This window comes from Gilliamella sp. B14384G12, from assembly GCF_016101825.1.
Taxonomy (GTDB): domain Bacteria; phylum Pseudomonadota; class Gammaproteobacteria; order Enterobacterales; family Orbaceae; genus Gilliamella; species Gilliamella apicola_N.
This window is the reverse complement of record NZ_JACFPU010000009.1, coordinates 73,087-97,222: the sequence shown is the minus strand read 5'-3', so window position 1 is coordinate 97,222 and position 24,136 is coordinate 73,087. Positions and strand designations below refer to the sequence as shown.

Below are 24,136 nucleotides of genomic sequence, written 5' to 3'. Positions count from 1 at the left end.
ATATTAGATCAAATCAGAAATGCTAGAACTAAAATAATAAAGATAATGACATCAGCCATTATCTTTATTTACGCTCTATAGAGATCCCAATTTTTGAAGAAATTGAAATCTTTTTTATATCATACTTTAAACGTTATCCAAGGTTTAAGTTTAACGGCGGTTTGAATCAAACCAGCGTTTTCTTGCGCTTGAATGACGGGGGTAATAGGTTTATATGCAGCAGGCGCTTCTTCAAATAGTCGCTCTTGTTTTAAAGTTACGCATTGCCATGGCAATAAAGAGTTATCTGAAGCCAATTTCTTACTGCGCATCGTCTGCCTTTTTTCTGCTCGTCCAGCACCATGTGAGCAAGACCATAACCAATCAGGATGACCTTTTCCTATTGCAACATAAGAGTAATCACCCATAGATCCAGGTATTAAAGCGATTTCACCTAAATGTGCGGGTGTTGCGCCTTTACGATGAATATTCATACCATTTTCAGGAAAAATAACATTGTGTGATATATCGACCAATAATTGACTCACATCCTGCTTAAAGAGTGAGTTAAAGGTTTTACGCACCAGCTCTGTGATCACAATGCGATTTATCCAAGCATAACGAGCAGCAACCCCCATCGCTTGCAAATACTCTTGAGCATGATTGTCAGTCAAAGCAAATAAACCTGATTTAGGATATTTTTGATCAGCAGGCCATAATGCTTTGGCTTTATCTTGCCAACGCTTGCCAATATAAAAACCGACATCACGTGATCCAGTATGGATCATAACCACAATAGCATCTTTCTTTAAACCTAATTGATAAGCAACATGGCGATTAATAATTTCATCAACAATTTGTAATTCAACAAAATGGTTACCTGAACCAACTGTGCCTAAACTTGACGGACGAATAATCGCTCGTTTTTCAAAAAAGGCTTCGGGAGCATACTGGCTATCGGCTGAAAGAAGATCATTGCCAGAAATTTTACTAATCTCATGCGTTAGCCGATCAAAATTGACACTATTCCATAAACCTTGTTGCGGTAAAGCTCCTAACCAAGCGGTAAGGCCTTCATCAAAGAGCGCTTGAAAAGATGTGGGTGTAACCGGTACATCGCGCTCATCATGCAATAACACCTGTTTTAATTGCTCAATGAGTTTTGATTTTTGTTCAGTCACCTCATTAAGGCTTAAACCTGTAGTAAACAGGCGCATACCACAATTAATATCCGTGCCTATCGCTGCGGGAATAATTAAATTAGAGGTAGTGGCAACAATACTTCCAACGGGTGCAATCGCACCGGGATGAAAGTCTGGCGTAGCCCTTGCTGCGCAAACTTTGCCGTCACTATTGGGCATTGTTACCGATGCAAAATCAAGTAACTGCTCAACCGCTTTTTCTTCTAAAGGTAACGGATTGGGTAACAGTGCTTGTGCTGTAATATCTTGTTTATTAAATGTATAGATATCATTATTAAAATGAGTTTCAATCCCACATCGGGATAAACGTTTTTGTAAACGGGTAAATGTAGACATAATAGCCACCTAGAAAACAATAAAATACTGTCCTCTCAATTTGAGAGGATAATTACTGTTTCCTGCAGCAGCACTATTCAGGAAAGTGGGCGTATTCTAGACCAAAGTTTATTAAAATGTAAACTGTTAAATTATTTTTTATTAGATTATCCGTTCTTACTGTGTATTCTTTCCCAACTCAGACCAAATTTAGCTAAGTATTTTTTTAAGCGATCAGCATCGTTACTGCGTTGTTTTTTGGTTCGGGATATGGCAAATAATTGTCGGCCTGCTTCTGATAAACTACTACTTTTTTGGCAGATTTCGATCACTTTTTCCAGTTGATAACGGTCAAATTCATCAATTTCATTAGGTATCAGGTCATCATAACTATTTTGTGCAGAAGTCCAATTTTGACTTAGGCGTTTAATTTCTTGTTCGACCTGTTCAGTGGTAATGTTCGCTTGCGGTGCTAAGGTTGCCATGCGAATAATTGAGCTGTTTAATTCACGAAAGTTACCTTGCCATAAGGCTTGTGGTGAGGTAGCGAATTTAAGATAAGCTTGGCGTGACTGTTGATTAAAGCGTGGCATAATGCCATATTCTTTGGCATAGCGTGCCAATTCAAAATCAATATTGGGTTCAATATCTTCTTTTCTATCTACTAAGCCCGGCAGTTGATAACTCCACAAATTGATTCGAGCAAACAGATCTTCACGAAATTCACCATTGGCAATGGCTGATTTAAGATCTTTATTGGTACCGGCGATTAATTGAAAATCACTGTGTATCGGTTTGTCGCTACCAAACGGGTAAAATTGTTTTTCTTCAATGGCTTTTAATAACATCGCTTGCTCATCAAGTCCCAGCTCGCCAATTTCATCTAAAAACAGTAAGCCACCATCGGCATTTTTAAGTAATCCAGTGCGCGCAAGATTTGCTCCCGTAAAGGCGCCTTTAACATGACCAAACAAGGTTGACATTGCACTATCACCGCGTAGCGTGGCGCAATTGATTTCAACAAATTGTCCTTTGATTTGATGATTGGTTTGTTTGAGCAAATAAATCTGTTTTGCCAAAAATGATTTACCCGCGCCCGTTGGTCCACATAATAAAATAGGCGCATGAGAACGGCTCGCCACTTGTTCGATTTCGGCAATAAGCTGATTAAATTGTGGGTTACGAGTTGCGATGCCCGATTTTAACAGCTCGGTCGCTTGCTGAGCATATTGCTGAAAACGGGTTAGGATTTTATCGTAACGATTTAAATTTAAATCAATAATACTCATTATCCCGCAAGGGGTAAGCGCAATCAGATCGTCTTGCTCAATTTCATTATTTTCGGTCAGTGGCTCTTTTTTCGGAGGAGACATTTGTAATAATTTAGCCGGAAAATAGCGGGATTCTGCCAGTAAAAACCAACAAATCTGCGCAACATGGGTACCTGTTGTAATATGCAAATAATACGCTTCTTGTTCTGAATTAAATGTGTAGTTTTTCGAAATATCAAAAAGGAATGTATAAACTTGTTCAAAATCCCATGGATCATTAATGTTTACCTCAATGGGGTTTACTTCAATATGAGGCGATAAAATCTTAATATCTTTAACGATTGTACAAAGTAGATCATAATCGTTTGGATAATAGAGCAGTTCTAATCGAGTAACTGGCATATCCGGTTGATGACATAAATCAATAGTCGGTCGCCAATTCTTCCAACGCCGTTTTCCTTTACCACGTTGATCTAATACATTCCCTAAAAATCCAAATACGACATTCTTTTTCATGGTTTTATATATTTTTATAAATTGATATATAAAATTATAAAAAATGTGTATTAAAAATACTATGATAATTTTTATTTTAATTTAAAAAATTATTTATTTTGTTTAAAAACAAATAATTAAAAATAATTGTTATGGTTTTTCATTTATTGGCACGCTTTTCGCAATATTAATCATACCTAAGCAAGCATATTCAGATATGTTGAGATGGTTTAAATTTAATAATTAAGTCACTTTGTGGTGATAAAAGATAGCAGCACTAAAGCGCTCATAGCGCAATGTAGCAATAGAATTTTGGTCATAAACGAACGGATAAACGGTTACATGGTTTAGTGCGATCTAACCAATATAAAGATATTACCACTGGCGGAGTGCATTTTACCCAGATTTAAAAGGAAGATAAAAATGATTCAATATGAAGTAATAAAAAATGAAAATTCAAGACCAGTAAAAATGTGGACTAAAGGCGTGCCAGTCGAGCAAGAAGCCAAAGAACAATTACTAAAAACAGCACAATTGCCATTTATTTTTAAACACATTGCCGTAATGCCTGATGTCCATGTGGGTAAAGGATCAACAATCGGGAGTGTTATTCCTACTCTGGGTGCCATTATTCCAGCAGCCGTTGGGGTGGATATTGGTTGTGGAATGATGGCCGTACAAACATCACTAACTGCGTCTGATTTACCTGATGATCTTGCCCCATTACGTTTAGCGATTGAAAAAAACGTGCCACATGGTTTAACGCCTAAAAAGGAAGGTCAAGATCAGGGAAGTTGGCAACATGTGCCAGCAATTGTTGATCAATATTGGCAACAACTTTTACCGGGATTTGAGAAATTAACCGAAAAATATCCATGTTTTTTAAAAACAAATAATTACAACCATTTAGGGACACTTGGAACCGGTAATCACTTTATCGAAGTGTGTTTAGATGAAAATCAACAAGTATGGATTATGTTACATAGTGGTTCGCGTGGGGTCGGTAATGCTATTGGTGAATTTTTTATTAAATTAGCAAAAAAGGATATGGAAACTTACTTTATCGATAAATATTTACCAAATAATGATTTAGCTTACTTTGTTGAAGGGACTGAACATTTTGATGATTACCTTATGGCGGTAAATTGGACGCAAGAGTTTGCTCGTTTAAATCGTGAAATTATGATGCATAACACTGTTATGGCTATTAGAAATACATTAAATATTGAATTTACCAGTCATATACAAGCGGTAAATTGTCATCATAACTATGTGCAAAAAGAGCATCATTTTGGACAAAATGTGTTTGTGACGCGTAAAGGGGCGGTTTCGGCACGTAAAGGAGAACTTGGTATTATTCCTGGTTCAATGGGAGCAAAAAGCTACATTGTTCGCGGACTAGGGAATGAAGAGAGCTTTTGTTCTTGTTCTCATGGGGCAGGACGAGTGATGAGCCGATCTGCAGCCAAAAGAATGTTCACTATTGAAGATCAAATGAAAGCCACTGCGCACGTTGAATGTAGAAAAGATGCTGATGTGATTGATGAAATCCCAATGGCCTATAAAGATATTGATGCGGTGATGACCGCTCAAAATGAACTGGTTGAAATTATGCATCAACTACGACAAGTGGTGTGTGTGAAAGGGTAAATTATATCGAGGAGTCTATCCTCGATAATCATGATAAAAATAATAGGGTAATTATTGATCATATCATTAGTTACCTTGTTTCCATTTAAATTTAGCTCAATGTTATTTATAGCAAATCTAAACGTTTCTATTTTTAGCCATTTTTTCAATACACCGAAACGAGTAATGGCAACATAATAAAGTTACTGGATAGATAATAAAATTGAGGGTCATAAGTGAAGTTATAAACAAATATGGTAAAAAAACCTTAATATTTAGAGCCAATTCTTGATAAATACCTAAAATAAAATGTGCAACTATCCATGAGATAAAAGTAACTACAATCCCAATAATTACGCCGATACTTATCAATCCAAAAGGTTTTTTTATTTTATTTAATATCCAGATTGAAATAAGAATAAGGCAGAAATAACACACACCATAAAATACTAAATAATATAATTCTGGCGTGCTGTATTTTCTAATAAATAGTCGATAACACCACGAATAACTCAGTAACCCTCCAATAAAATTAAACAAGACTATAATAGATAGATTAATGGTTTTCATTGATTAATTTTTCCCTTAAGTCTTTTTAACTGTTTTTTCAATCCATAAAAACGAGTAATGACAACATAATAAAATTACTGGATAGATAATAAAATTGAGGGTCATAAGTGATGGCATAAATAAATCATAGAGATCGAATTCTAAATATTGATCCGCATTAACAAATAAAATGAACGGATTAACAATCCATGAAATAAAACTAATTAAGATAGCGATGAGAACACCTGAAATCAATAATATGACAGGACGATTAACTTTATTTAATATAAAAAATGCAATTAGTATAAAACTGAAATAACACATTCCATAAAATATTAAGTATAGCCATTCTGGTGTGCTGTATTTTCTGATAAATAATCGATAACACCAAGAGTAACTCAATAAACCTCCGATAAAATTAAACAACACTATAATAAATAGATTAATGGTTTTCATTGGATAATCCTTTTTTCTCTTCAATTTCTTTAACCGCATCTTCTAAAGAGCCAGGAAAAAGATAAAGCTCTTCTAATCCATATTCATCTAATACTGATGAAACCGCCCATGCACAATATGGGAGAGTTTGAGTCGCATAATCTCCATTAATTACTCGTTGTTCAATATTAATGGCTTGCTGGCGTGTTAAAGTGATTTTTGTCAGAGTAACATAATCATCATCTACTTCATGAAATTTTTTGTATTCTTCTATGGAAAAAGGAAAATCACCATCATCGTAAAAAGCTTCAGCTTGTCCTCGATATTGCCGCATATAACCACCATTAGGATCGAAAATTAATGGATATTTATCTTTTTCATTAAAATTAATATATAAGGCAGAATGGTCACCAAATCCAAATTTAGCATCCCTTACAGTAAATAAGTACGCTTCTATCTCTTGTTGTCCATCTTTTGTTACATCATTATTTAAATTTTCGTTTATATTCTTTTGAATAATAGAGGTATTGATGATAGGACTTAAACTATTATTTTCTTCCTCCACACCCACAAAAATGGCACTTTCCAATGCGATAATTTTATTACAGCCTATTGGGGAACATTTGCATGCAACGATACAACCGTCATAAGCTGCTGGCTTTCCTGCAACGATAAAATTGTAAGTCCCTTCTATAATTTTTCCTGTACTTTGGCATTTAGGACATGAAGAATAATCGCCAATGCAAGCTATACTTTGATTTGCATTAAAACTGTCCCCCAGAGCCTGAAATAATTCTGCCTCCAGTGGTGGTCATATCACCAATAATCGCTATTTGCTTACTCATCACTACGCCATTGTTGCTTTTTTGAACTACTTTATTATAATTATATGAAACAGATATAGAAAAACAAACTTAAATTTGTGAAAATTTATTAATAAAATAAGAAAGTTATATTTGATAGTGATTTGATATTTATTTCATATAGCTAGGCTTTTTTCATAATAATTGTTACTTGAGAGAAATGGTTAAATGGTTATAATTTAATTCTATTACTTTAAGGATGGTAAATTAACTCATAAATTTTAGTATTAAAAATTTTAACTATTAATTTTTTAGATTATATTATTTATTAAAACTATACAGGACTTTGTACGGTTATAAGGAGAGTAACGATGTATCGAGAAATTTTACCTGTTAAGCAGCATTCTGCTGCTAATCGATTCTTGAGACAGTTACCAGAATTAGTTGCAAGTAGTCCGTTATGCCAACGTCTTAAGCCTTTTTCGTTGTTTATTGACATTGCACCATGGTCGTTAATTGCTCAACCCCATAGTTTGATTGCTAATGAGCTCGGTCTTTCGCCCCGAGCCGTACTTAGGCGAGATAATGTGATTAGACAATTGCTCGCATTACATGAACCATCCCTTTATCAAACAATACTTAATCTTGAAAATACGGTACCTAAAGAAGTGAGCCGACAAGCTGAGGCCTTTAAGTCATGGCTCTCGGATCTACTTAATACCTCTGTTATGCCTTGCGCCCATTGTACATCGATGAGCACGGTTCGTATTGGTCATCGCCTTAATTTTCGTTGTCGATCATGTCGACGTACGTTTAATCCATTAAAAGCACATCATCTTAATAAGTTATCACATTGTCATTTGTGGTTACCTTGCATTGATCTATTGCTGGAAGGTGAATCTTGCAAAACGATTCATCAGAAGTTGGGTATTAGTGTTGATACCGCAGCTAAGTGGCAACTCTATTTTATTTGGTTAATGGCACATCAAGGGTTTGCAGCATTGGCAAACTACTGCCAAGCCAAACGTCGCCAACGTTACCGTCAAACATGGTTAGAGGTTAAAACCGACGGATAGCATTTTAGCTTAAATAGAGTTAATGATTCATACTGCTTGTAAAAAATATTCAGGAGTCTATACCGTTTCATTGTGAATTCTATTCTAAATTTTACTTTTTAGAGTGTTTACAGTGTGGGTAAAGATGTGAACTGATTTTTATCAGTTGGATGTTGGCAAAATAATGATATTAAAAAGCGTGATCTTTTGTCGATCACGCTTTTATAACTCTCTATTGTTAAAAATTGGATGATTGGTTAATCATTCCTTTTTTAATAGATACATCGCTTCATAAGGTCTTAATGTTATTTCAGATGCAAGTGTGGTTTTATTTGCATAATTACTTAACAGTGGTTGCCATTTAAGTGTCAGTAACTCTTTTGGCAATGGCCATTTAACCTGTTTATCGGTCAAATTCACTATCACCAATAATTTCTGATTATTCCAGCTACGCACATAGCACCAATAATCGGTAATATTTGCGGTCAAATCTTGGTAATCACCAAAAATGAATATAGGGTGTTCTTGGCGCAATTTAATTAATGCTTGGTAGCAATAAAAGATAGAATCGGGATCTTCAAGTGCGGCTTTAACATTGATTTGTTGATAATTACTTGCCACTTCAATCCATGGTTGCCCTTTAGTGAAACCGGCATTTAAGCTATTATCCCACTGCATTGGTGTTCGACTGTTGTCGCGTGATTTGCTCGCTAATATTGCTAAAATTTCTGCTTCATCCATACCTTCGGCTATTTTTTCGTGGTAGATATTTAGACTTTCAACATCACGATATTGATCAATATTATTAAAATGCGGATTGGTCATGCCGATCTCTTCACCTTGATAAAGATACGGCGTACCTTGTAATCCATATAGCAACATGGCAAGCATTTTGGCAGATTCTCTGTGATATTGGCTTTCATTGCCTAAACGCGACACAATTCGCGGTTGGTCGTGATTACACCAGAAAATGGCATTCCAAGCTTTATCATGCATCCCTTTTTGCCACTCGCCCATAATATTTTTTAACTCGAGCAAATTAGGTTTGGCCAATCCCCATTTATAACCATTTGGATAATCGACTTTTAAATGGTGAAAATTAAATGTCATGGTTAGCTCTTTTCCGTCTAATGAGGCATATTTTAAGCAGTTTTCTAACGTGGTAGAAGACATTTCACCCACGGTTTTAAGGTCATTAGGTTGAAAAGCATCACGGCTCATTTCTTGTAAGAATTCGTGAATTTTAGGTCCATCCGTGTAGAAGCAGCGACCATCTCCGTTTTTATCATCGGCAAAATCTTGCTGTTTGGAGACTAAATTAATCACATCTAGCCTTAAGGCATCCACGCCTTTATCTGACCAAAACTGACACACTTTTTTAATTTCAAAGCGAACTTGAGGATTTTCCCAATTAAGGTCAGCCTGCTCTTTGGCAAATAAGTGTAAATAATACTGCCCTGATTGTTCATGCCATTGCCACGCTTTACCGCCAAATTTGGAGCGCCAGTTATTGGGTTCACTGCCGTCAGCTTTAGCATCTTTCCAGATATAAAATGAGCGATAAGGGCTGGATTTATCTAAGGCTGATTTAAACCATGGATGCTCGGTCGAGGTATGGTTAAACACCATATCCATCATAATGCGGATCCCGCGCTCATGTGCCTGTTTGACTAATAATTCAAAATCCGCCATTGAGCCATAAGCTGGATCAATATCGTAATAATCGGCAACATCATAACCATTATCAATTTGTGGTGATGGGTAAATTGGCGTTAACCAAATTGCGCTAATGCCGAGTTTTTTTAGATAATCTAATCGGCTGATGATACCTAACAGATCGCCTGTAGAACTGTCTTGGCTGGCTTGAAAGCTTTTTGGATAGATTTGGTAAATGGTGCCGTTTTGCCACCAAGGGATATCAATTTTATTCATTGTCTGCTCTTCATGGTTAATTTAAGATTTTTTTTAACCGTTCTGTTGTAAGAACGGTTAACGTTTAATGGATAATTACCGAATATCTAATGTGCCTTTTTTGAGTTTTATTTTATAAACGGTTGCCGTTAACAAGATTGGCACGACAATCGCTACAAGCATTGCTAAGGCATAAATTGACCAATATATCGGTTTTATTGATAAAATACCCGGTAAGCCACCGACACCGATACCATTAGATAACACCCCGAATAAACCACAAATCAATCCAGACAAAGCCGCGCCAATCATGGCACATAACATCGGGAATTTATAGCGTAAGTTAATACCATACATTGCCGGTTCAGTTACCCCTAAATAAGCGGAAATCGCCGCTGGAACTGAAACTTCCCGTTCGTTATGTTTTTTACTCACTAAAATAATACCCACGACAGCAGATGCTTGAGCAATATTGGATAAGGCGATAATCGGCCAAATCGGTGTTCCACCTATACTTTCAGTCATCTGCATATCGATAGCTAAAGTGGTATGATGAATGCCTGTAATCACGAGTGGTGAATAGAAGAATCCAAAAATAGCCGAGCCAATGAAAGCATAATCACCCGTCATTAAATATTTAACGATGTAGGCGATACCATTACCTAACATACGACCGAAAGGACCTAACAAGAAGTGAGCTAAAAAGACAGAAAGCAATAATGCAACAATTGGCACAATCACTAACGTCAAATAATCAGGTACGATTTTGCGTAAACGGGTTTCAATCCAGCCTAATGCTAAACCAGCAAAAATAGAGGGGATCACTTGCGCTTGATAACCAACCTTTTCAATGCTAAACCAACCAAAATCCCAGACTTCAGGTATTTTGCTACCAAGATCATAAGCATTCATCAGTTGTGGTGAAACTAATGTGATGCCTAATACAATTCCTAAAATAGGTGATCCACCCATTTTTTTCACCGTAGACCAGCAAATTGCTACCGGTAAGAAGTGGAAAATAGCTTCACAAGGTAGCCAAAGAATATTATAGATAGGCACTAACCAAGCATAAGTTTGAATAAGAGGCTTATCATCAATGGTTGGCATTTCACCAATAATGTTACGCAATCCAAGCAATAAACCGCCAGCAATTAGCGCTGGTAATAGTGGTACAAATATCTCAGCAAGATTAGAAATAAATCTTTCAAAGAAAGACATATTCTTTTTAGCTGCAACTTTTGTTTGTTCTTTGCTTGCCTCATCTAAATTTAATTGCTGAATTAACGATTTGTAATAGCTATCAACGTTGGTACCAATAATGACTTGAAATTGCCCAGCATTGTTAAAACAACCTTTCACAAAAGGGAGTTCTTCAATGGCATCCACATTCGCTGCTTTGGGATCGACCAAAGCAAACCGTAATCGTGTTAAACAGTGGGTAACACTGGCAACATTCTCTTTTCCTCCTATTAAATCGATAAGTTTTGTTATCGCTTCGGTTAGGTTTTTTGAATCTTTAGCCATAAAAGTCTCCTTGTTATTAGAACATTAGCTTTTGCTCTATCAATAGTTTGGCTATTTTTTAATATTTATTAAGCATAAATTGAATTTGATTAATAATAAATGGGAACGTTCCCTATTTGTGATTGAACTCACAAATTTTTATTTAACTTAAAGAATTTTAACGGATTATTTTATTCTTGAAAAATTAATCTGGATGGCACGGTTATGGTTTTAGCTAATGCGCTATTTTGTAACATACAGAGTAATTCTTTAGCTGCATAGGTTCCAGCTTTATCAAAACCAAGCTCAACCGTCAGCGTATTAGGAAAAAGAAAATTAAGTAGCTCACTATTGCCAATGCTCGCCACAGTAATATGTTCTAATTGATTCTGGTGTAAATATTTGTTCAAGCCCAATGCGATGGCATCAGTGGCACAAATTATGGCTGTGGGGGCGTGTGATAAAATTGATTGTGCGAGTTCATAGCCAGAACGATAACTTAAATTGCCTAAATAGGCATTTGGGCTGATTTGATTTTGCTGGCAATAATCCATATAAGCTTGATAACGTAGTGCACCGGTTGTTTGGTCATGTTGCTCAATACCAATAAAACCGATTTTTTGATGGTGCTTTGATTGGTGTAAATATTCAAGTAACGTTGTGACTGCTCCAATATCATCATAGCAAACACAGGTAAAATCAGGATACGATCTTGCCATTATGACACTTTTACTTTTCCAGAATGATAATAATGAAGGTTCAAGCCCGGTAAAAGCAAAAATAATTACGCCATCTGCTTGCTTCTCTTTTAACATGGTTAAATGTTCTTCAACTTTATCAACGCTGAATTGACTTTCAATGATAATAGGATCGTAGCCAGACTGGTATAAGATAGGTAACATTGTGCGGACAGCTTGATTTTCTGACATTGAATCAAGGCGAGTAACAACAATGCCTATCACTTTGTTTCCATAACCTCGCATTGCTCTTGCCGACTTAGATGGCGTAAATTGATACTGCTCAACGATGGCCATTACTTTATTACGGGTGGTCTCTTTAACCATAGGATCATGATTAATAACCCGTGAAACAGTTGACTTGCTCACGCCACTCAATTTGGCAATATCTTTAATGGTTAAATGGTTAGAAAACTCATTCATAATCACATCATTATACGAAAATCAATTAAATCATAGTAATATAGATTGAAGAAAATAGCGATATTGATGTCTATTAAGTGTTTGCAAAAACGACTTCATCCCTCATACAGAAAACAAAAATAATATATTGTTGTATATCATTTTTAATTAAAACACTCAATGTTATTTCTAATAATATATTTAATTATTACATTAGTATTTTTCATACTGAAATTAATTATTCTCTTGATAGCTATCATTTAAAAAATTAGATTTGCTCAATGAATCATTATTGATCAACGTTATTTACGTTATTAAAAGTAAAAAATGCAATGGCCATTTTTATTTGTAGCTAGCATGCTGTTTACCTTAAATTTATCAACATCAGTGTCAGCTATGAAAAAAGATCACACCATAGAATCTCAATTTGAAAATACTTGATTATCTTTAGCCGATGCTATTAATGGTAGAGAGCCAGAGATACAGATAGTACAAAAGTTTAAACAGCATAATATTGCTGTCAAAAATTTAGATGAAGATGGGCTTATTTATTTAGAGTGTTACTTTACACAACCAGCCAAAGCCAAGAACCTAACTGTTTAAAAAATTAAATATTGGGGAAATAGTGGCTCACTCTTTTTAGCTATAGCTAAAGGTAATATGGATGAACTTGCTAAGTCTATCGATACCAAAATTATTCCAAATAACTTAAAAGATACTCTAATTGGTGAGTATTATAAAGAAACCGCATTGCCAACGATAGAAGACCCTTTTGCAAATACGATAATTATTGGTCGTGATAAAAATCTAATGCCAGAGCTAAATCCAAATCAGTTTTATTTTGGCTGCCAAATATTGGATAGATAATCATATTTATTTAAAAAAGGGTAAATATACCCTTTTCTAATTTAGATTAAGCTATGCTAGTTCTCGCACTATATTTTAATTTATAGACACTTCCCCAATCTAACATCGCATCATGTACTTGCTTAAGGCTCTGTCCAACCTCAGTTAAGGTATATTCCACTTTAGGTGGCACTTGAGGATACACTTTGCGGGTGATTAAGCCATTTTTTTCCATAATGCGTAAATGTGAAGTGAGGACTTTTTGTGATATACCGTTTAGTGATTTTTTTAATTCACCAAAGCGTTTTGTGCCAGTGAGTAAATCTCGAACAATTAGGACTTTCCATTTGTCACCCATTAACATTAATGTCGTTTCAACAGGGCAAGGTGGTAATTTTTCATTTAATGACATTACTAATAATTCCTTTAAATTCAATAATAGTTTCTTGATAGATACTATGTTACATAGCGGTACCTACTTTACAATAGATACTTTGAATATTAATCTAAAAACATTCACTAAGCAAAAGACTTTTTTGTTTATAAGACAATATTAGAATCAAATTGAATACTAGCTTAAATAATATGACAGGAGTAAATAATGAAAATAGCTGTAATTGGTGCAAATGGTAAATCAGGTTCATTAATCGTTAAAGAAGCGCTTAGCCGTGGTCATGCAGTCACTGCAATTGTCCGTAAAGCCGATGCTAAAGTTGATCCTAAAGCTGATGTGTTGGTTAAAGATCTGTTTGATTTAACCTATGATGATTTAAAACCTTTTGATGTTATTGTTGATGCTTTTGCTACTTGGACACCTGAATCACTACCTTTACATCAGACGAGCTTAAAACATCTTACTGATATTTTAAGTGGTAAACCTAACCGATTATTAGTTGTCGGTGGTGCAGGTAGTTTATATGTCAATCCAGAACTTTCTATTCGTTTAGTTGATACTCCAGAATTCCCTGAAGAGTTTAAACCGTTAGCAACGAATATGGCGAAAGCGTTAGATGAACTTAAAAAATGTGACAATGTTAACTGGACATACTTAAGCCCAGCGATTGAATTTGTTGCTGATGGTGCAAGAACAGGTCATTATACCGCTGGTGGTGAGCAGTTTATGGTTAACAGTCAAGGTAAGAGCCAAATTAGCTATGCTGATTATGCCATCGCTATGGTTGATGAAGCTGAAAATGCTAAACATACTAAACAACGTTTTACGGTTGTTGCTGAATAATTTATTTATTAAGCCTTACATTGAGATAGTCTATAATCAAATCGCTATGTTATATGTAAGGCGATTAATTTAATCCGCACATATCAAAAGTTTTTGATGACTTTTATCTATTCTAATTTCCAAAAATGTAGCAAAGAATAATATTGCTCCCCGTCGTTGGATCATTTTAGTGCATCACTCATTGGAATTATCAAGCCGTAATCGTGATGCTTAATGTTTGATCCATTGGCATGTTAATTGCATTCATATTCTTATTAATCTTTCATAATTGTATTAATTGTACTGTTTCTGATTTATTGTTATTTAATTAGGGAAAACTGTTATGCAATACGATTTAATCATAAAAAATGGAATAGTCATTCTCGAATCTGGTGAAACACATACCGACATTGCCATAAAAAACGGCAAAATTGCAGCTATTGGCCCTGATTTAGGGCAAGCCGATCAAATTATTGATGCTCATGGTTTAATTGTTAGTCCTGGTATGGTCGATGTTCATGTGCATATTAGTGAACCTGGTGGCGTTCGTCATGAATGGGAAGGCTATGTCACAGGAACCAAAGCATGTGCAAAAGGGGGGGTTACCACCTTTGTTGAAATGCCACTTAATCAACTTCCTGCTACAACGAGCGGTGAAACACTTCGTCAAAAATATGCTGCTGGAGACGGAAAACTTTATGTCGATGTTGCTTCTTATGGTGGCTTAGTTCCTTACAATTTAACCAATAATGGTATTGCCGAGCAAGTTGCAGAAGGGGTCGCTGCCTTTAAATGCTTTATGGCGACCTGTGGCGATCCAAATCTTGACGGTGATTTTGCTAATGTAAATGATTATGCATTGTGGGAAGGGATGCGCCAAATTGCTAAGACAGGTAAAGTGCTTGCTATCCATGCAGAAAATGCTGCCATTACAGATATATTAGGGCAACAAGCCAAAGCACGAGGGGAAAGCAAATTATCACAATATGTAGCAACTCGTCCGGTATTTACTGAAGTCGAAGCCATTCGTCGAGCCATCTTTTTTGCTAAGCAAACGGGTTGCCCGATTCACATTTGCCATGTGGCTTGCCCCGAAGGGGTTGAGGAGGTGATCAAAGCTCGTCAAGAAGGCGTGAATGTGACGTGTGAAACGTGTATCCATTACCTCTATTTCAGTACCGATCAATTAGATGCGATTGGACCTATTGCGAAATGTTCACCGCCAATCCGCGATCAGCAAGCTCAAGACGGATTATGGAAATACCTTTTTGCTGGACACATTATTACCGCCGTATCTGACCATTCACCTTGTACTTATGACTTAAAAAATAAAACCAATGCGTTTGATGCTTGGGGCGGAATTTCTGGTGTTCAAAATAATGTGGATATCTTTTTTGATGAAGCGGTACAAAAACGTGGGATGTCATTAAAGCAGTTTGCCGATATCATCGCTAAAAATCCAGCTGAACGATACAACTTACCTACTAAGGGATCTATTCAAGTTGGTAAAGATGCCGATCTCATCTTTATAAAACCTCGTTCACACTATGTATTAAAAGAACAAGATCTTGAATATCGCAATAAATTTAGTCCTTATGTGGGTAGGCAAATTGGTGCACAAGTCATTCAAACATTGTTACGAGGAAAGACCATTTATCAGATTGATTCTGGTATTGATTTAACGCCAAGAGGGACATTTATTCGCCGTTAATCATAAAGACATAATAAAAAAATTCAGGTAATTAAGGGATAGGATTATGAAAAATCACACAAAGCAGTCATCATCTGATTCACTAACCATTGACAGATCATTACTACCTAAAGACAACAAAGATCGAACCATGAATTGTTTTACCTATGCGTTTATGTGGATCGGTGATGGTATGAATTTGGGTAATATGACTTTAGGTGCAAGCTTGGTCGTTGCGGGCGTTGCTACGATGAATATTTTTCAAACTTTCGTTGCAACATTCATAGCAATATTAATTATTACCACAATTTTTGTCTTTAATGATCGGTTAGGGTATCGCACTGGAATTCCTTATGTCGTGCAACTGCGAATGTCATTTGGAATAAAAGGAGCCATTATCTCATCGTTGCTGCGTGGTATTCCTGCTATTGTCTGGTATGGCTTTCAAAGCTGGATTGGCGCAACAGCGCTTAATGAGATTATCAAAATATTGTCTAATGGCGAATTTAATCAGGTATTTATCTGTTTTCTTATTTTGCAGTTTTTCCAAATCGCCCTCTCGCTCTATGGATTCCATGCCATAAAGTGGGTTGAAACCTTAATTTCCGTGGTTATTATTTGTGCATTAATTTATGTCTTTATTCTATTACTCAATAATCATCAAGCTATTATTATAGATAAATGGGTAAAACCTGAAGGAACTTGGGGACTGCCTTTTTATGGTTTTATTATGATGTTTTTAGGCAACTATGCCGCAATTTTTCTTAGTGCGGCCGATTATTCTCGAGAACTTAAATCAGGCTTTAGCAATCGTAAACGAGGATTACTCTATTTTCTACCGATTTTTATTGCTTATGGATTTATTATTACGATTGGGGTGATGTTGGCATCTGTCACAGGTAACTCCAATCCAGTGAAAGCCTTTGCAATTGTGGTCGATAATGCCTATATCACTCTGGTCGTATCAACTTTTATTGTGTTAGGCACCATTGCGGTAAATATTGTCGCTAACATTATTCCTCCAGCCTATGTGATTACTCTGTTAACTAAAGCCAATTATAAATTGGCGGTAACCATTACCGGGTTATTAGCGATCGCTTCTTTCCCTTGGATTTTAGTGCAAGATACATCAGCACAAGGATTAGGGTTATTTATTCTCATTTACTCCGCATTTTTGGGCCCCATTGTTGCGATATTATTGGTGGAATATTATCTATTACGTCGTCAACAAATTAATATAAATGCCTTATACGATAATAAAGGTCAGTTTGCAGGTTATAACCCTGTTGCTATTTTAGCGATGCTGATTGGTTCTGCAGCGGCATTTTATGAGGTGAGTTTATCGTGGGTTGTCGGTTTTTTTGTTGGTGGAATAAGTTATATCTTATTAACCAAATACGCGTTTAAGCAATCTCTTTTCAAAAAAGGGACCATCTTTGAAAAGAGATAGAGAGTTTAAAATGGCAAGCAAGACTGCTCTTTAAATGTCCTATTTTATATTACGTTTCGCTGCCAATTTGACAGGTTACTTTGATCTCTCGATTATTCGGAATTTCTAAATTTGACAATACCGCTAATTGAGGAAAATTAGGTCTTAAAAATTGTGCAAGCATTGCTCGTAATGAGTGATTAACCAATAAAACAGGCGGAGCACCAATTGCTTCTTGTTGATGAAGAGCTTGTTGTAGTTGTTGAATGAGATGTTCTGCTAACCCGGGCTCGAAATTACTGGTATTTTGTAGCGTTTGCAATAACAATCGTTCTAAATTGATATTTAAACAGATCACATTGATTTGCTCACTATCAGAAAACCATTGTTGTGTAATGACGCGTCCTAAAGCAATTCTGATCATGCTAAGTAATTGGTAAGCATCATTCTGATTGGGTGCATGTTCACAAATGGTTTCTATAATGGTGCGCATATCACGAATAGAGACTTTTTCAGCAATCAAATTTTGCAATATTTTATGAAACGTTGTTAAGGTTATAACGCCCGGAATAAAATCTTCAACAAGTTTCGGTACTTCTTGCTTAATTCGATCGAGTAGTTCTTGCGTTTCTAATCGACCAAGTAAATCGCTCGCAAATTGTTGTAACAAGTGATTAAAGTGCGTTGCAATCATGGTACTGGTATCAACAACGGTATAACCTAATATCTGCGCATTTTCTTTATCATTTTTATCGATCCAAATAGCAGGTAATCCAAAAGCAGGTTCGGTAGTTGGTGTGCCTTTAATGGTTTCAGTTACATTACCGGGATTAATGGCTAACCATTTGTTATTAACAATTTCACCTTTGCCAATCTCACCGCCTTTGATAAAGATTTTATATTGATAAGGCGCTAATGAAAGATTATCGCGAATATGCACTTGAGGCGGTAAAAAGCCGAGTGTTTGAGCAAATTTTTTGCGTAAACTACGAATTTTACCTAATAATTCGCCGTTCTGTGTTTGATCGACCATTGGGATAAGTCCGTATCCGACTTCCATAGCTAAAATATCTTCAATATTTACATCTGACCACGTTGCCTCTAAATTTGCTGGTGCAGTAGCGGGCATCTCTGTGGCTTTTGTGGTGTTTTGCGGTTCAGCACTTTTATGTTTGTTTAGCCACCATGCCAGTACGGTTAAAAAACCTGTGAACATTAAAAATACAATATTGGGCATGCCCGGAATCAATCCAAGTAAACCAATTACAACCGCTGTTAAAATTAATACTTTAGGGCTATTAAATAGCTGGTTAAGCATTTGCTCACTGATGCTATCTTGTGAGCTGACTCGAGTTACAATAACACCTGCTGCGGTTGAAATAATTAATGATGGGATTTGTGCAACTAAGCCATCACCAATTGTTAATAACACATAAGTGTGGCTTGCATCAGCAAAGGTCATGCCATGTTGCATAACACCGACTAATAAGCCACCAATAATGGTAATTGCCATAATGAGCAAACCCGCAATAGCATCACCACGAACAAATTTACTGGCACCATCCATTGAGCCGTAAAAGTCTGCTTCTTGGGTCACTTCTGCTCTTCGTGCTTTAGCTTCATCTTCACCGATTAACCCAGCATTAAGATCCGCATCAATGGCCATTTGTTTACCCGGCATACCATCTAATGCAAAGCGAGCGCCCACTTCAGCAATTCGCCCCGCACCTTTGGTAATAACCATGAAGTTAATGATGACCAGAATAATAAAGACCACGATACCAATTGCAAAATTTCCGCCAACTAAAAAATGGCCGAACGCTTCAATCACTCGCCCTGCGGCATCACTCCCCGTATGACCTTTTAATAATACTACTCGCGTCGAGGCAACATTAAGCGATAAGCGCAATAAAGTAGCAAATAATAAAACCGTTGGAAATGCCGCAAAATCAAGTACTCTTTTAGTGAATAAAGCTACAATTAAAATAATAATGGATAAGGCAATATTAAATGTAAAAAAGAGATCTAAAATAAATGCTGGCAAAGGTAATACCATCATCGACAGAATCAATAATATGAGTATTGGCCCTGCTAAAATTTGATATTGACCGTTTTTTAAATTATTAAATGATAATAATGTCTGTAGCTTTGATTTAATCATAAAATTAGTAATTACTGTTATTTATTTTTGGATAGCGATTCAGGTACAGGTAAATTATTCGGCGCTAATGGTTTGTCACCACCATATTTATGCCAACGTTTTAACTGATAAACCCAAGCTAAAATTTGTGCGACAGCAGTATAGAGCTCGGTTGGAATCGTTTCGCCAATTTCACCATGATGATATAAAGCACGAGCTAATGGCGGTGCTTCTAATAAAGGAATATTATGTTCGCTTGCTATTTCTTTAATACGTTGCGCAATTTTATCTGTACCTTTCGCCAATAATTTTGGTGCTGCCATGATTTTTTCATCATATTGCAGGGCAACAGCGTAGTGGGTTGGGTTAGTTACGATAACATTGGCTTTAGTGACATCTTTCATCATTCGACGTCTGGCTATCGCTTGTTGCATTTGTCGAATGCGTCCTTTTATTTGCGGATCACCTTCTTGTTCTTTAAACTCATCTTTTATCTCTTGTTTGGACATTTTTAATTTTTTTAAATTACTCCAAATTTGATAAAAAATATCAAATCCCACCATTGGTATTAAAGATAATACACTTAATATTCCACAAATAATGATTAACTGTATTGCATTGGTTAATGCATTATTTAAATACATATTGGGCAAGGAAAGTATATTTGGAAAATAATGCAACAAAAATAGGGCAACCGTTGTTGCAATCAATATAACTTTAAGTACGCTTTTAAGTAGTTCCGAAAAAATTCTAATGCTAAATAGCCGACCAAACCCAGCAATAGGGTTAAGTTTTGAAAAATTTGGTTTAATTGATTGCAGGCTAAAAAGTAATCCCCCGATAGCAAGGGGAGCAAATATGGCTGTAATGGCCAACCCTATGAGAATGGGCACAATAGACCAAATACCCGCTGTAACCAAATTAACTAAATATAAAATGGTTAATGAGTCATCTTTTGGTGAGTGTGATACTTTGATCGCCATTTTTATAATGGTGATCAATTGATTAATGGTATAAGGTCCGATTACTAAAAGTAGTGAAATACCGATTAACAGAATAAACAGCGAAGTTAATTCTCGAGATCGTGGTATTTGCCCCTTTTCCTTAGCCTTTTTTATTTTGCTATCCGTGGGTTGTTCGCTTTTATCTAGATCACTATCATTAGCCATGGCGAAAATAAAATTATACTGTTAAACGCGTTTTTGCATGTTAACAGTATGAACTTATTACTTAAGAATTATTGCTTTGAAAAGGCGATGATTTATGGGGTATTTATCTCGTTTAATGGTTTTCAATATCAATAGTTTGTTTCTTCTAATTTTAAACTTTCGCTCTTTTAGATGAAATAACTTCGGTTTGCTGATAGCCATTATTTGTATAAACTGCTGGATTATTTAAATTTTTAAGATAATTAATTGATTGTTCTGTCATGTTCATACGATTTTCAATAATCAAACCATTATCACGATTAATGTTTGCCAATAACTTGGTGGTATCGGTAATTGATTGCCATTGAGCAGCAACCGTTGGATTTTCACTATAAGGTGGTTGCATATTCAGTTTTTGGCTTAATTTAACTCGTTTTTCATCCAATAATTTTAACTCAATAAGTAACTGACTTTTTCTATCGATAATATCAGGTAATTGATTGATTAACTTATTATCAATTAGTATTTGTTGTTCTGTTTGCAGAATTTCAGAGAGAGTTTGTAACATTTTTGTTACGTTATTTAAAATATCCTCTAATTCTAACATGTTTGCATTCCTTAAATTTTCATTATTTTTCAATGTTTTGTAGTATTTGCTCAATGAGTTCTTTAGCAATTTTTTGTGAATCAATCACTAATGAACCATCGGCAATGGCTTGTTTTATTTTTTCTATTTTTTTTACGTCAATATCATTGCTGGTCGTGCGTAATAGTGTCCTTGCATTTTGTGATAGGTTCACATTAGCACTTACTTTGGTATCATTTTGGGCAGGTATTACCGCTGTCTGATTTTTTTGTTGCTCAGTAATTGCATCACGACTAATAAGTCCTGATATGGCGGTAATAGATTTTGTTGCATCAATGCTCATAAAGTACCTTTAATCATATTTACGTTTTTATATAATTTGTTTAGTCCTATTATCGGCAATAATAGAAAAATCATTAGTATTTTTTGTTGAAAATTATTACACCTTGGTTTGTTAATATCCCCTCAACAATATTACCGGAACTAAGTTTAACACTGATTTTATCGTCTAATATGGCATTATTGAGCGCTTTACCATTTGTCGTTACTTGGTAATCTTCGCCATCAATAATAACCTTAACCATTTGACCGACTTTAACCAGCCAAATTTTTTGGAGTATTGCCGTTTTTATGGTTTCATTCTGATTGATATTGCGTGAAGCAATATGATTAATGGCATCAGATTTATTTAAAATCACTGAAGAGGGGAGTTTATCTAACCAACCAAATTTTAAATCTAGCAAATCTTCAGTGATAACAGAGCCTGCCGTTATAGGTTGTTTAGCAATAAGATAATGTCCGCTAACGGCAACATAAATTTGCATAAACCTTTTTTTATTTTCACATTGCACACTGATGGTCATATTGCCCCATGGCTTATTTTTATTAAGTAAAGATAAGGTGGGGGTGTCACAATTTAATTTAGGAATATCTTTGGCATAGCCAATGGTTATCGCTTCTGGTTTATGGTTAAATTGCTGCGCGATGAGATCTTTAACCTGTTTGCTAAGCGGGTTAGCTAACACGATAGGGCAGCTAAATAGCATAAACATACCGATTATTAATTTCACAATTGTAATCATTCTTATTTTTTCTAAATTATTTATGAAGTAAATTCTACTTTATGCATGAAAAGTCTGAATGTTGAAATAAGGACAATTTTAACCGTTATTTGTAGGATGATTTTTTTTAGCTTCACTTAAAATCTTTTTTATCAAAAAAAATTAGGGTGATTTTATGTTTGATAAATTGGATAACTGGGTTCATTTTCACAGTCAGGCACTCAATGTGCGTGAAACACGGCAAAATATATTAGCGGCCAATATAGCTAATAGTGATACACCTAATTATCAAGCTCGAGATATTGATTTTAAGACAGAATTAAATAACGCCTTAAAAAATCAAAGTAATGCTAATAATATCGCACTTCGTACTACCTCTAATCATCATATTCAAGTGTCAAATTCAATGACTATCAATCAAAATCTACTGTATCGAATACCTTATCAAGCTTCAGCGGATGGTAACACGGTAGAGATGGATCAAGAGCGTACAGCGTTTATAGATAATAGTATTCACTATCAAAGTAACCTTACTTTTTTAAGTGAACAATTTAAAAATGTGATGTCAGTATTACAGCAAGGATAATTGTGATGAGTTTTTCTATTTTTACCATTTCCGGTTCAGCACTAATGGCGCAGACCCAACGTATGAATGTCAGTGCCAGCAATTTAGCCAATGCCGATAGTATTACCAGTACTTCAGGTCAAGCTTATCGAGCTAAACAAGTGATTTTTCAAGTTGATGATAAGGGTTACCAAAATAGCGTAGCAGGCGTAAAGGTATCACAGGTGATTGAAGATCCTGCACCAATGAATTTAGTTTATGAACCGAATCATCCTTTAGCAGACGAGAAAGGTTACATTAAAAAACCAAATGTTGATGTTGTGGCAGAAATGGTCAATACCATATCCGCATCTCGTAGCTATCAAGCAAATGTAGAAGTGATTAATACAGCAAAAAGTTTAATGCTAAAAACCCTTACTTTAGGGCAATAGAGGAACGTAATTCATGGGTATTTCTAATGTAGCAGTGTCAGAATCATCAAATATGACCAGTCCAGTGAGAAAAGGGACATCTGATGGGAACTCTAGTCAGGAATTACAAGATAATTTTTTAACATTACTTATTGCCCAAATGAAGAATCAAGATCCCACCAATCCAATGGACAACAGCCAGCTAACCTCACAACTTGCTCAAATCAATACATTAGCGGGTATTGAACGACTGAATACGACTTTGGGTATGGTTTCTGGTCAAATTGACGACAGTCTATCGGTCAATGCAAGTAATATGATTGGTAAAGGTGTCATGGTTCCCGGTAATAAAATTTTGGTTGCCACATCGGCAGTCGAAGGGTCAGAAACAGAAAAAGAGACCGTTACCACACCATTTGGCTTTGAACTTATGCGTGATGCTGATTCAGTGGTTGTTACTATAAAAGATGAAAACGGCAATGTTGTGCGTGAGGTCGATTTAGGTTCAATTCCTGCTGGGGTCAGCTCTTTTACTTGGGATGGTGAGCTTAACGATGGAACTAAGGCGCCAGACGGTAGCTACACGTTTTCGATTAATGCCAGCTACGATGGGCAAAAAGTATCATCAACACCATTATCTTACTCAGTTGTATACGGAGTAATTAACAGCAAAGTTAACAATAAAGTATTACTAGATTTAGGGATACTGGGTTCAATTAGTATTGACGAAGTGCGTCAAATTCTTTAAAGGGGAATAAG

21 protein-coding genes and 1 pseudogene are annotated in these 24,136 nt (G+C 35.7%); 9 read left to right on the top strand and 13 right to left on the bottom strand.

Annotated features, from left to right (window positions below):
- Positions 1–119: 119 nt before the first annotated feature.
- Both H3S73_RS10030 and rtcR read right to left on the bottom strand, forming a co-directional pair.
- The gene (locus H3S73_RS10030) at positions 120–1,517 is read right to left on the bottom strand and encodes an RtcB family protein (RefSeq protein WP_198236491.1); all 1,398 of its coding nucleotides are present in this window, start codon (positions 1,515–1,517) and stop codon (positions 120–122) included.
- Positions 1,518–1,663: 146 nt separating this feature from the next.
- Positions 1,664–3,283, bottom strand: a complete 1,620-nt coding sequence (gene rtcR / locus H3S73_RS10025) for an RNA repair transcriptional activator RtcR (protein ID WP_198236492.1) — start codon at positions 3,281–3,283, stop codon at positions 1,664–1,666.
- A 396-nt stretch (positions 3,284–3,679) separates the two neighbouring features.
- Between rtcR and H3S73_RS10020 the strand changes: the two genes are divergently transcribed.
- Positions 3,680–4,912 carry an RtcB family protein gene (locus H3S73_RS10020; RefSeq protein WP_370528799.1) on the top strand — a complete coding sequence of 411 codons (1,233 nt, stop codon included), beginning with the start codon at positions 3,680–3,682 and terminating at the stop codon, positions 4,910–4,912.
- Between the two features lie 970 nt (positions 4,913–5,882).
- On the opposite strand, the gene H3S73_RS10015 is transcribed toward H3S73_RS10020, so the two are convergent.
- A complete protein-coding gene (locus H3S73_RS10015; RefSeq protein ID WP_232352972.1) occupies positions 5,883–6,446 on the bottom strand; it encodes a hypothetical protein in 564 nt (187 codons plus the stop codon).
- 54 nt (positions 6,447–6,500) lie between these two features.
- Positions 6,501–6,626 (bottom strand): annotated as a pseudogene (locus tag H3S73_RS14045) (PAAR domain-containing protein); the annotation flags it as partial.
- A 423-nt stretch (positions 6,627–7,049) separates the two neighbouring features.
- Between H3S73_RS14045 and H3S73_RS10010 the strand changes: the two are divergent.
- Positions 7,050–7,754: a hypothetical protein gene (locus H3S73_RS10010; RefSeq protein WP_086308888.1), complete on the top strand. Its 705-nt coding sequence runs from the start codon at positions 7,050–7,052 to the stop codon at positions 7,752–7,754.
- 240 nt (positions 7,755–7,994) lie between these two features.
- Here the strand turns inward: H3S73_RS10010 and treC are convergent, their stop codons facing one another.
- The 3 genes from treC to treR form a co-directional block, all read right to left on the bottom strand.
- Positions 7,995–9,665 (bottom strand): alpha,alpha-phosphotrehalase, encoded by a 1,671-nt coding sequence (treC, locus tag H3S73_RS10005; protein ID WP_039126530.1) that lies wholly within the window; start codon positions 9,663–9,665, stop codon positions 7,995–7,997.
- A 75-nt stretch (positions 9,666–9,740) separates the two neighbouring features.
- Positions 9,741–11,168, bottom strand: coding sequence for a PTS trehalose transporter subunit IIBC (gene treB, locus H3S73_RS10000; RefSeq protein ID WP_144092494.1), 1,428 nt, complete (start codon positions 11,166–11,168; stop codon positions 9,741–9,743).
- Between the two features lie 170 nt (positions 11,169–11,338).
- Entirely contained in the window at positions 11,339–12,307 is a 969-nt protein-coding gene (treR, locus tag H3S73_RS09995; RefSeq protein WP_198236493.1) for a trehalose operon repressor TreR, read from the bottom strand.
- 639 nt (positions 12,308–12,946) lie between these two features.
- On the opposite strand from treR, the gene H3S73_RS09990 reads away from it, so the two are divergent.
- Positions 12,947–13,153, top strand: a complete 207-nt coding sequence (locus H3S73_RS09990; RefSeq protein WP_198236494.1) for a hypothetical protein — start codon at positions 12,947–12,949, stop codon at positions 13,151–13,153.
- 46 nt (positions 13,154–13,199) lie between these two features.
- Here the strand turns inward: H3S73_RS09990 and H3S73_RS09985 are convergent, their stop codons facing one another.
- Positions 13,200–13,544: a helix-turn-helix domain-containing protein gene (locus tag H3S73_RS09985; RefSeq protein WP_086325988.1), complete on the bottom strand. Its 345-nt coding sequence runs from the start codon at positions 13,542–13,544 to the stop codon at positions 13,200–13,202.
- A gap of 189 nt (positions 13,545–13,733) precedes the next feature.
- On the opposite strand from H3S73_RS09985, the gene H3S73_RS09980 reads away from it, so the two are divergent.
- From H3S73_RS09980 to H3S73_RS09970, 3 genes are all read left to right on the top strand, one after another.
- Positions 13,734–14,369 carry an NAD(P)-dependent oxidoreductase gene (locus H3S73_RS09980; protein WP_198236495.1) on the top strand — a complete coding sequence of 212 codons (636 nt, stop codon included), beginning with the start codon at positions 13,734–13,736 and terminating at the stop codon, positions 14,367–14,369.
- A 322-nt stretch (positions 14,370–14,691) separates the two neighbouring features.
- Positions 14,692–16,059, top strand: coding sequence for an allantoinase AllB (allB, locus tag H3S73_RS09975; protein WP_198236496.1), 1,368 nt, complete (start codon positions 14,692–14,694; stop codon positions 16,057–16,059).
- Between the two features lie 46 nt (positions 16,060–16,105).
- Entirely contained in the window at positions 16,106–17,488 is a 1,383-nt protein-coding gene (locus H3S73_RS09970) for an NCS1 family transporter (RefSeq protein ID WP_198236497.1), read from the top strand.
- 49 nt (positions 17,489–17,537) lie between these two features.
- On the opposite strand, the gene flhA is transcribed toward H3S73_RS09970, so the two are convergent.
- The 5 genes from flhA to flgA form a co-directional block, all read right to left on the bottom strand.
- Positions 17,538–19,628 carry a flagellar biosynthesis protein FlhA gene (flhA, locus tag H3S73_RS09965; protein WP_144092482.1) on the bottom strand — a complete coding sequence of 697 codons (2,091 nt, stop codon included), beginning with the start codon at positions 19,626–19,628 and terminating at the stop codon, positions 17,538–17,540.
- A 17-nt stretch (positions 19,629–19,645) separates the two neighbouring features.
- The gene (flhB, locus tag H3S73_RS09960; protein ID WP_039126500.1) at positions 19,646–20,776 is read right to left on the bottom strand and encodes a flagellar biosynthesis protein FlhB; all 1,131 of its coding nucleotides are present in this window, start codon (positions 20,774–20,776) and stop codon (positions 19,646–19,648) included.
- A 151-nt stretch (positions 20,777–20,927) separates the two neighbouring features.
- Positions 20,928–21,362, bottom strand: coding sequence for a flagella synthesis protein FlgN (locus tag H3S73_RS09955; protein WP_039126497.1), 435 nt, complete (start codon positions 21,360–21,362; stop codon positions 20,928–20,930).
- Between the two features lie 22 nt (positions 21,363–21,384).
- Positions 21,385–21,684, bottom strand: coding sequence for a flagellar biosynthesis anti-sigma factor FlgM (flgM, locus tag H3S73_RS09950; RefSeq protein ID WP_039126494.1), 300 nt, complete (start codon positions 21,682–21,684; stop codon positions 21,385–21,387).
- A 73-nt stretch (positions 21,685–21,757) separates the two neighbouring features.
- On the bottom strand, positions 21,758–22,411 hold the full coding sequence (gene flgA / locus H3S73_RS14040) for a flagellar basal body P-ring formation chaperone FlgA (protein ID WP_198236498.1): 654 nt from the start codon (positions 22,409–22,411) through the stop codon (positions 21,758–21,760).
- 166 nt (positions 22,412–22,577) lie between these two features.
- On the opposite strand from flgA, the gene flgB reads away from it, so the two are divergent.
- Genes flgB through flgD form a run of 3 tightly spaced genes read left to right on the top strand, consistent with a single transcriptional unit; the run spans position 22,578 to position 24,125 of the window.
- The gene (gene flgB, locus H3S73_RS09940) at positions 22,578–22,988 is read left to right on the top strand and encodes a flagellar basal body rod protein FlgB (RefSeq protein WP_039126489.1); all 411 of its coding nucleotides are present in this window, start codon (positions 22,578–22,580) and stop codon (positions 22,986–22,988) included.
- A gap of 2 nt (positions 22,989–22,990) precedes the next feature.
- Positions 22,991–23,398, top strand: coding sequence for a flagellar basal body rod protein FlgC (gene flgC / locus H3S73_RS09935; protein ID WP_086325980.1), 408 nt, complete (start codon positions 22,991–22,993; stop codon positions 23,396–23,398).
- A gap of 13 nt (positions 23,399–23,411) precedes the next feature.
- Positions 23,412–24,125, top strand: a complete 714-nt coding sequence (flgD, locus tag H3S73_RS09930) for a flagellar hook assembly protein FlgD (protein WP_039126483.1) — start codon at positions 23,412–23,414, stop codon at positions 24,123–24,125.
- Positions 24,126–24,136 lie beyond the last annotated feature (11 nt).

Excerpts from the sequence above, each read along its gene's own strand:
- H3S73_RS09955 (WP_039126497.1), bottom strand. The coding sequence starts at position 21,362 with ATGTTAGAATTAGAGGATATTTTAAATAACGTAACAAAAATGTTACAA.
- H3S73_RS09990 (WP_198236494.1), top strand. The coding sequence starts at position 12,947 with ATGGATGAACTTGCTAAGTCTATCGATACCAAAATTATTCCAAATAAC.
- rtcR (WP_198236492.1), bottom strand. The coding sequence starts at position 3,283 with ATGAAAAAGAATGTCGTATTTGGATTTTTAGGGAATGTATTAGATCAA.
- flgB (WP_039126489.1), top strand. The coding sequence starts at position 22,578 with ATGTTTGATAAATTGGATAACTGGGTTCATTTTCACAGTCAGGCACTC.
- treC (WP_039126530.1), bottom strand. The coding sequence starts at position 9,665 with ATGAATAAAATTGATATCCCTTGGTGGCAAAACGGCACCATTTACCAA.
- H3S73_RS09970 (WP_198236497.1), top strand. The coding sequence starts at position 16,106 with ATGAAAAATCACACAAAGCAGTCATCATCTGATTCACTAACCATTGAC.
- treR (WP_198236493.1), bottom strand. The coding sequence starts at position 12,307 with ATGAATGAGTTTTCTAACCATTTAACCATTAAAGATATTGCCAAATTG.
- flhA (WP_144092482.1), bottom strand. The coding sequence starts at position 19,628 with ATGATTAAATCAAAGCTACAGACATTATTATCATTTAATAATTTAAAA.
- flgM (WP_039126494.1), bottom strand. The coding sequence starts at position 21,684 with ATGAGCATTGATGCAACAAAATCTATTACCGCCATATCAGGACTTATT.
- treB (WP_144092494.1), bottom strand. The coding sequence starts at position 11,168 with ATGGCTAAAGATTCAAAAAACCTAACCGAAGCGATAACAAAACTTATC.
- H3S73_RS09980 (WP_198236495.1), top strand. The coding sequence starts at position 13,734 with ATGAAAATAGCTGTAATTGGTGCAAATGGTAAATCAGGTTCATTAATC.
- H3S73_RS10010 (WP_086308888.1), top strand. The coding sequence starts at position 7,050 with ATGTATCGAGAAATTTTACCTGTTAAGCAGCATTCTGCTGCTAATCGA.
- flgD (WP_039126483.1), top strand. The coding sequence starts at position 23,412 with ATGGGTATTTCTAATGTAGCAGTGTCAGAATCATCAAATATGACCAGT.
- H3S73_RS09985 (WP_086325988.1), bottom strand. The coding sequence starts at position 13,544 with ATGTCATTAAATGAAAAATTACCACCTTGCCCTGTTGAAACGACATTA.
- H3S73_RS10030 (WP_198236491.1), bottom strand. The coding sequence starts at position 1,517 with ATGTCTACATTTACCCGTTTACAAAAACGTTTATCCCGATGTGGGATT.
- allB (WP_198236496.1), top strand. The coding sequence starts at position 14,692 with ATGCAATACGATTTAATCATAAAAAATGGAATAGTCATTCTCGAATCT.
- flhB (WP_039126500.1), bottom strand. The coding sequence starts at position 20,776 with ATGGCTAATGATAGTGATCTAGATAAAAGCGAACAACCCACGGATAGC.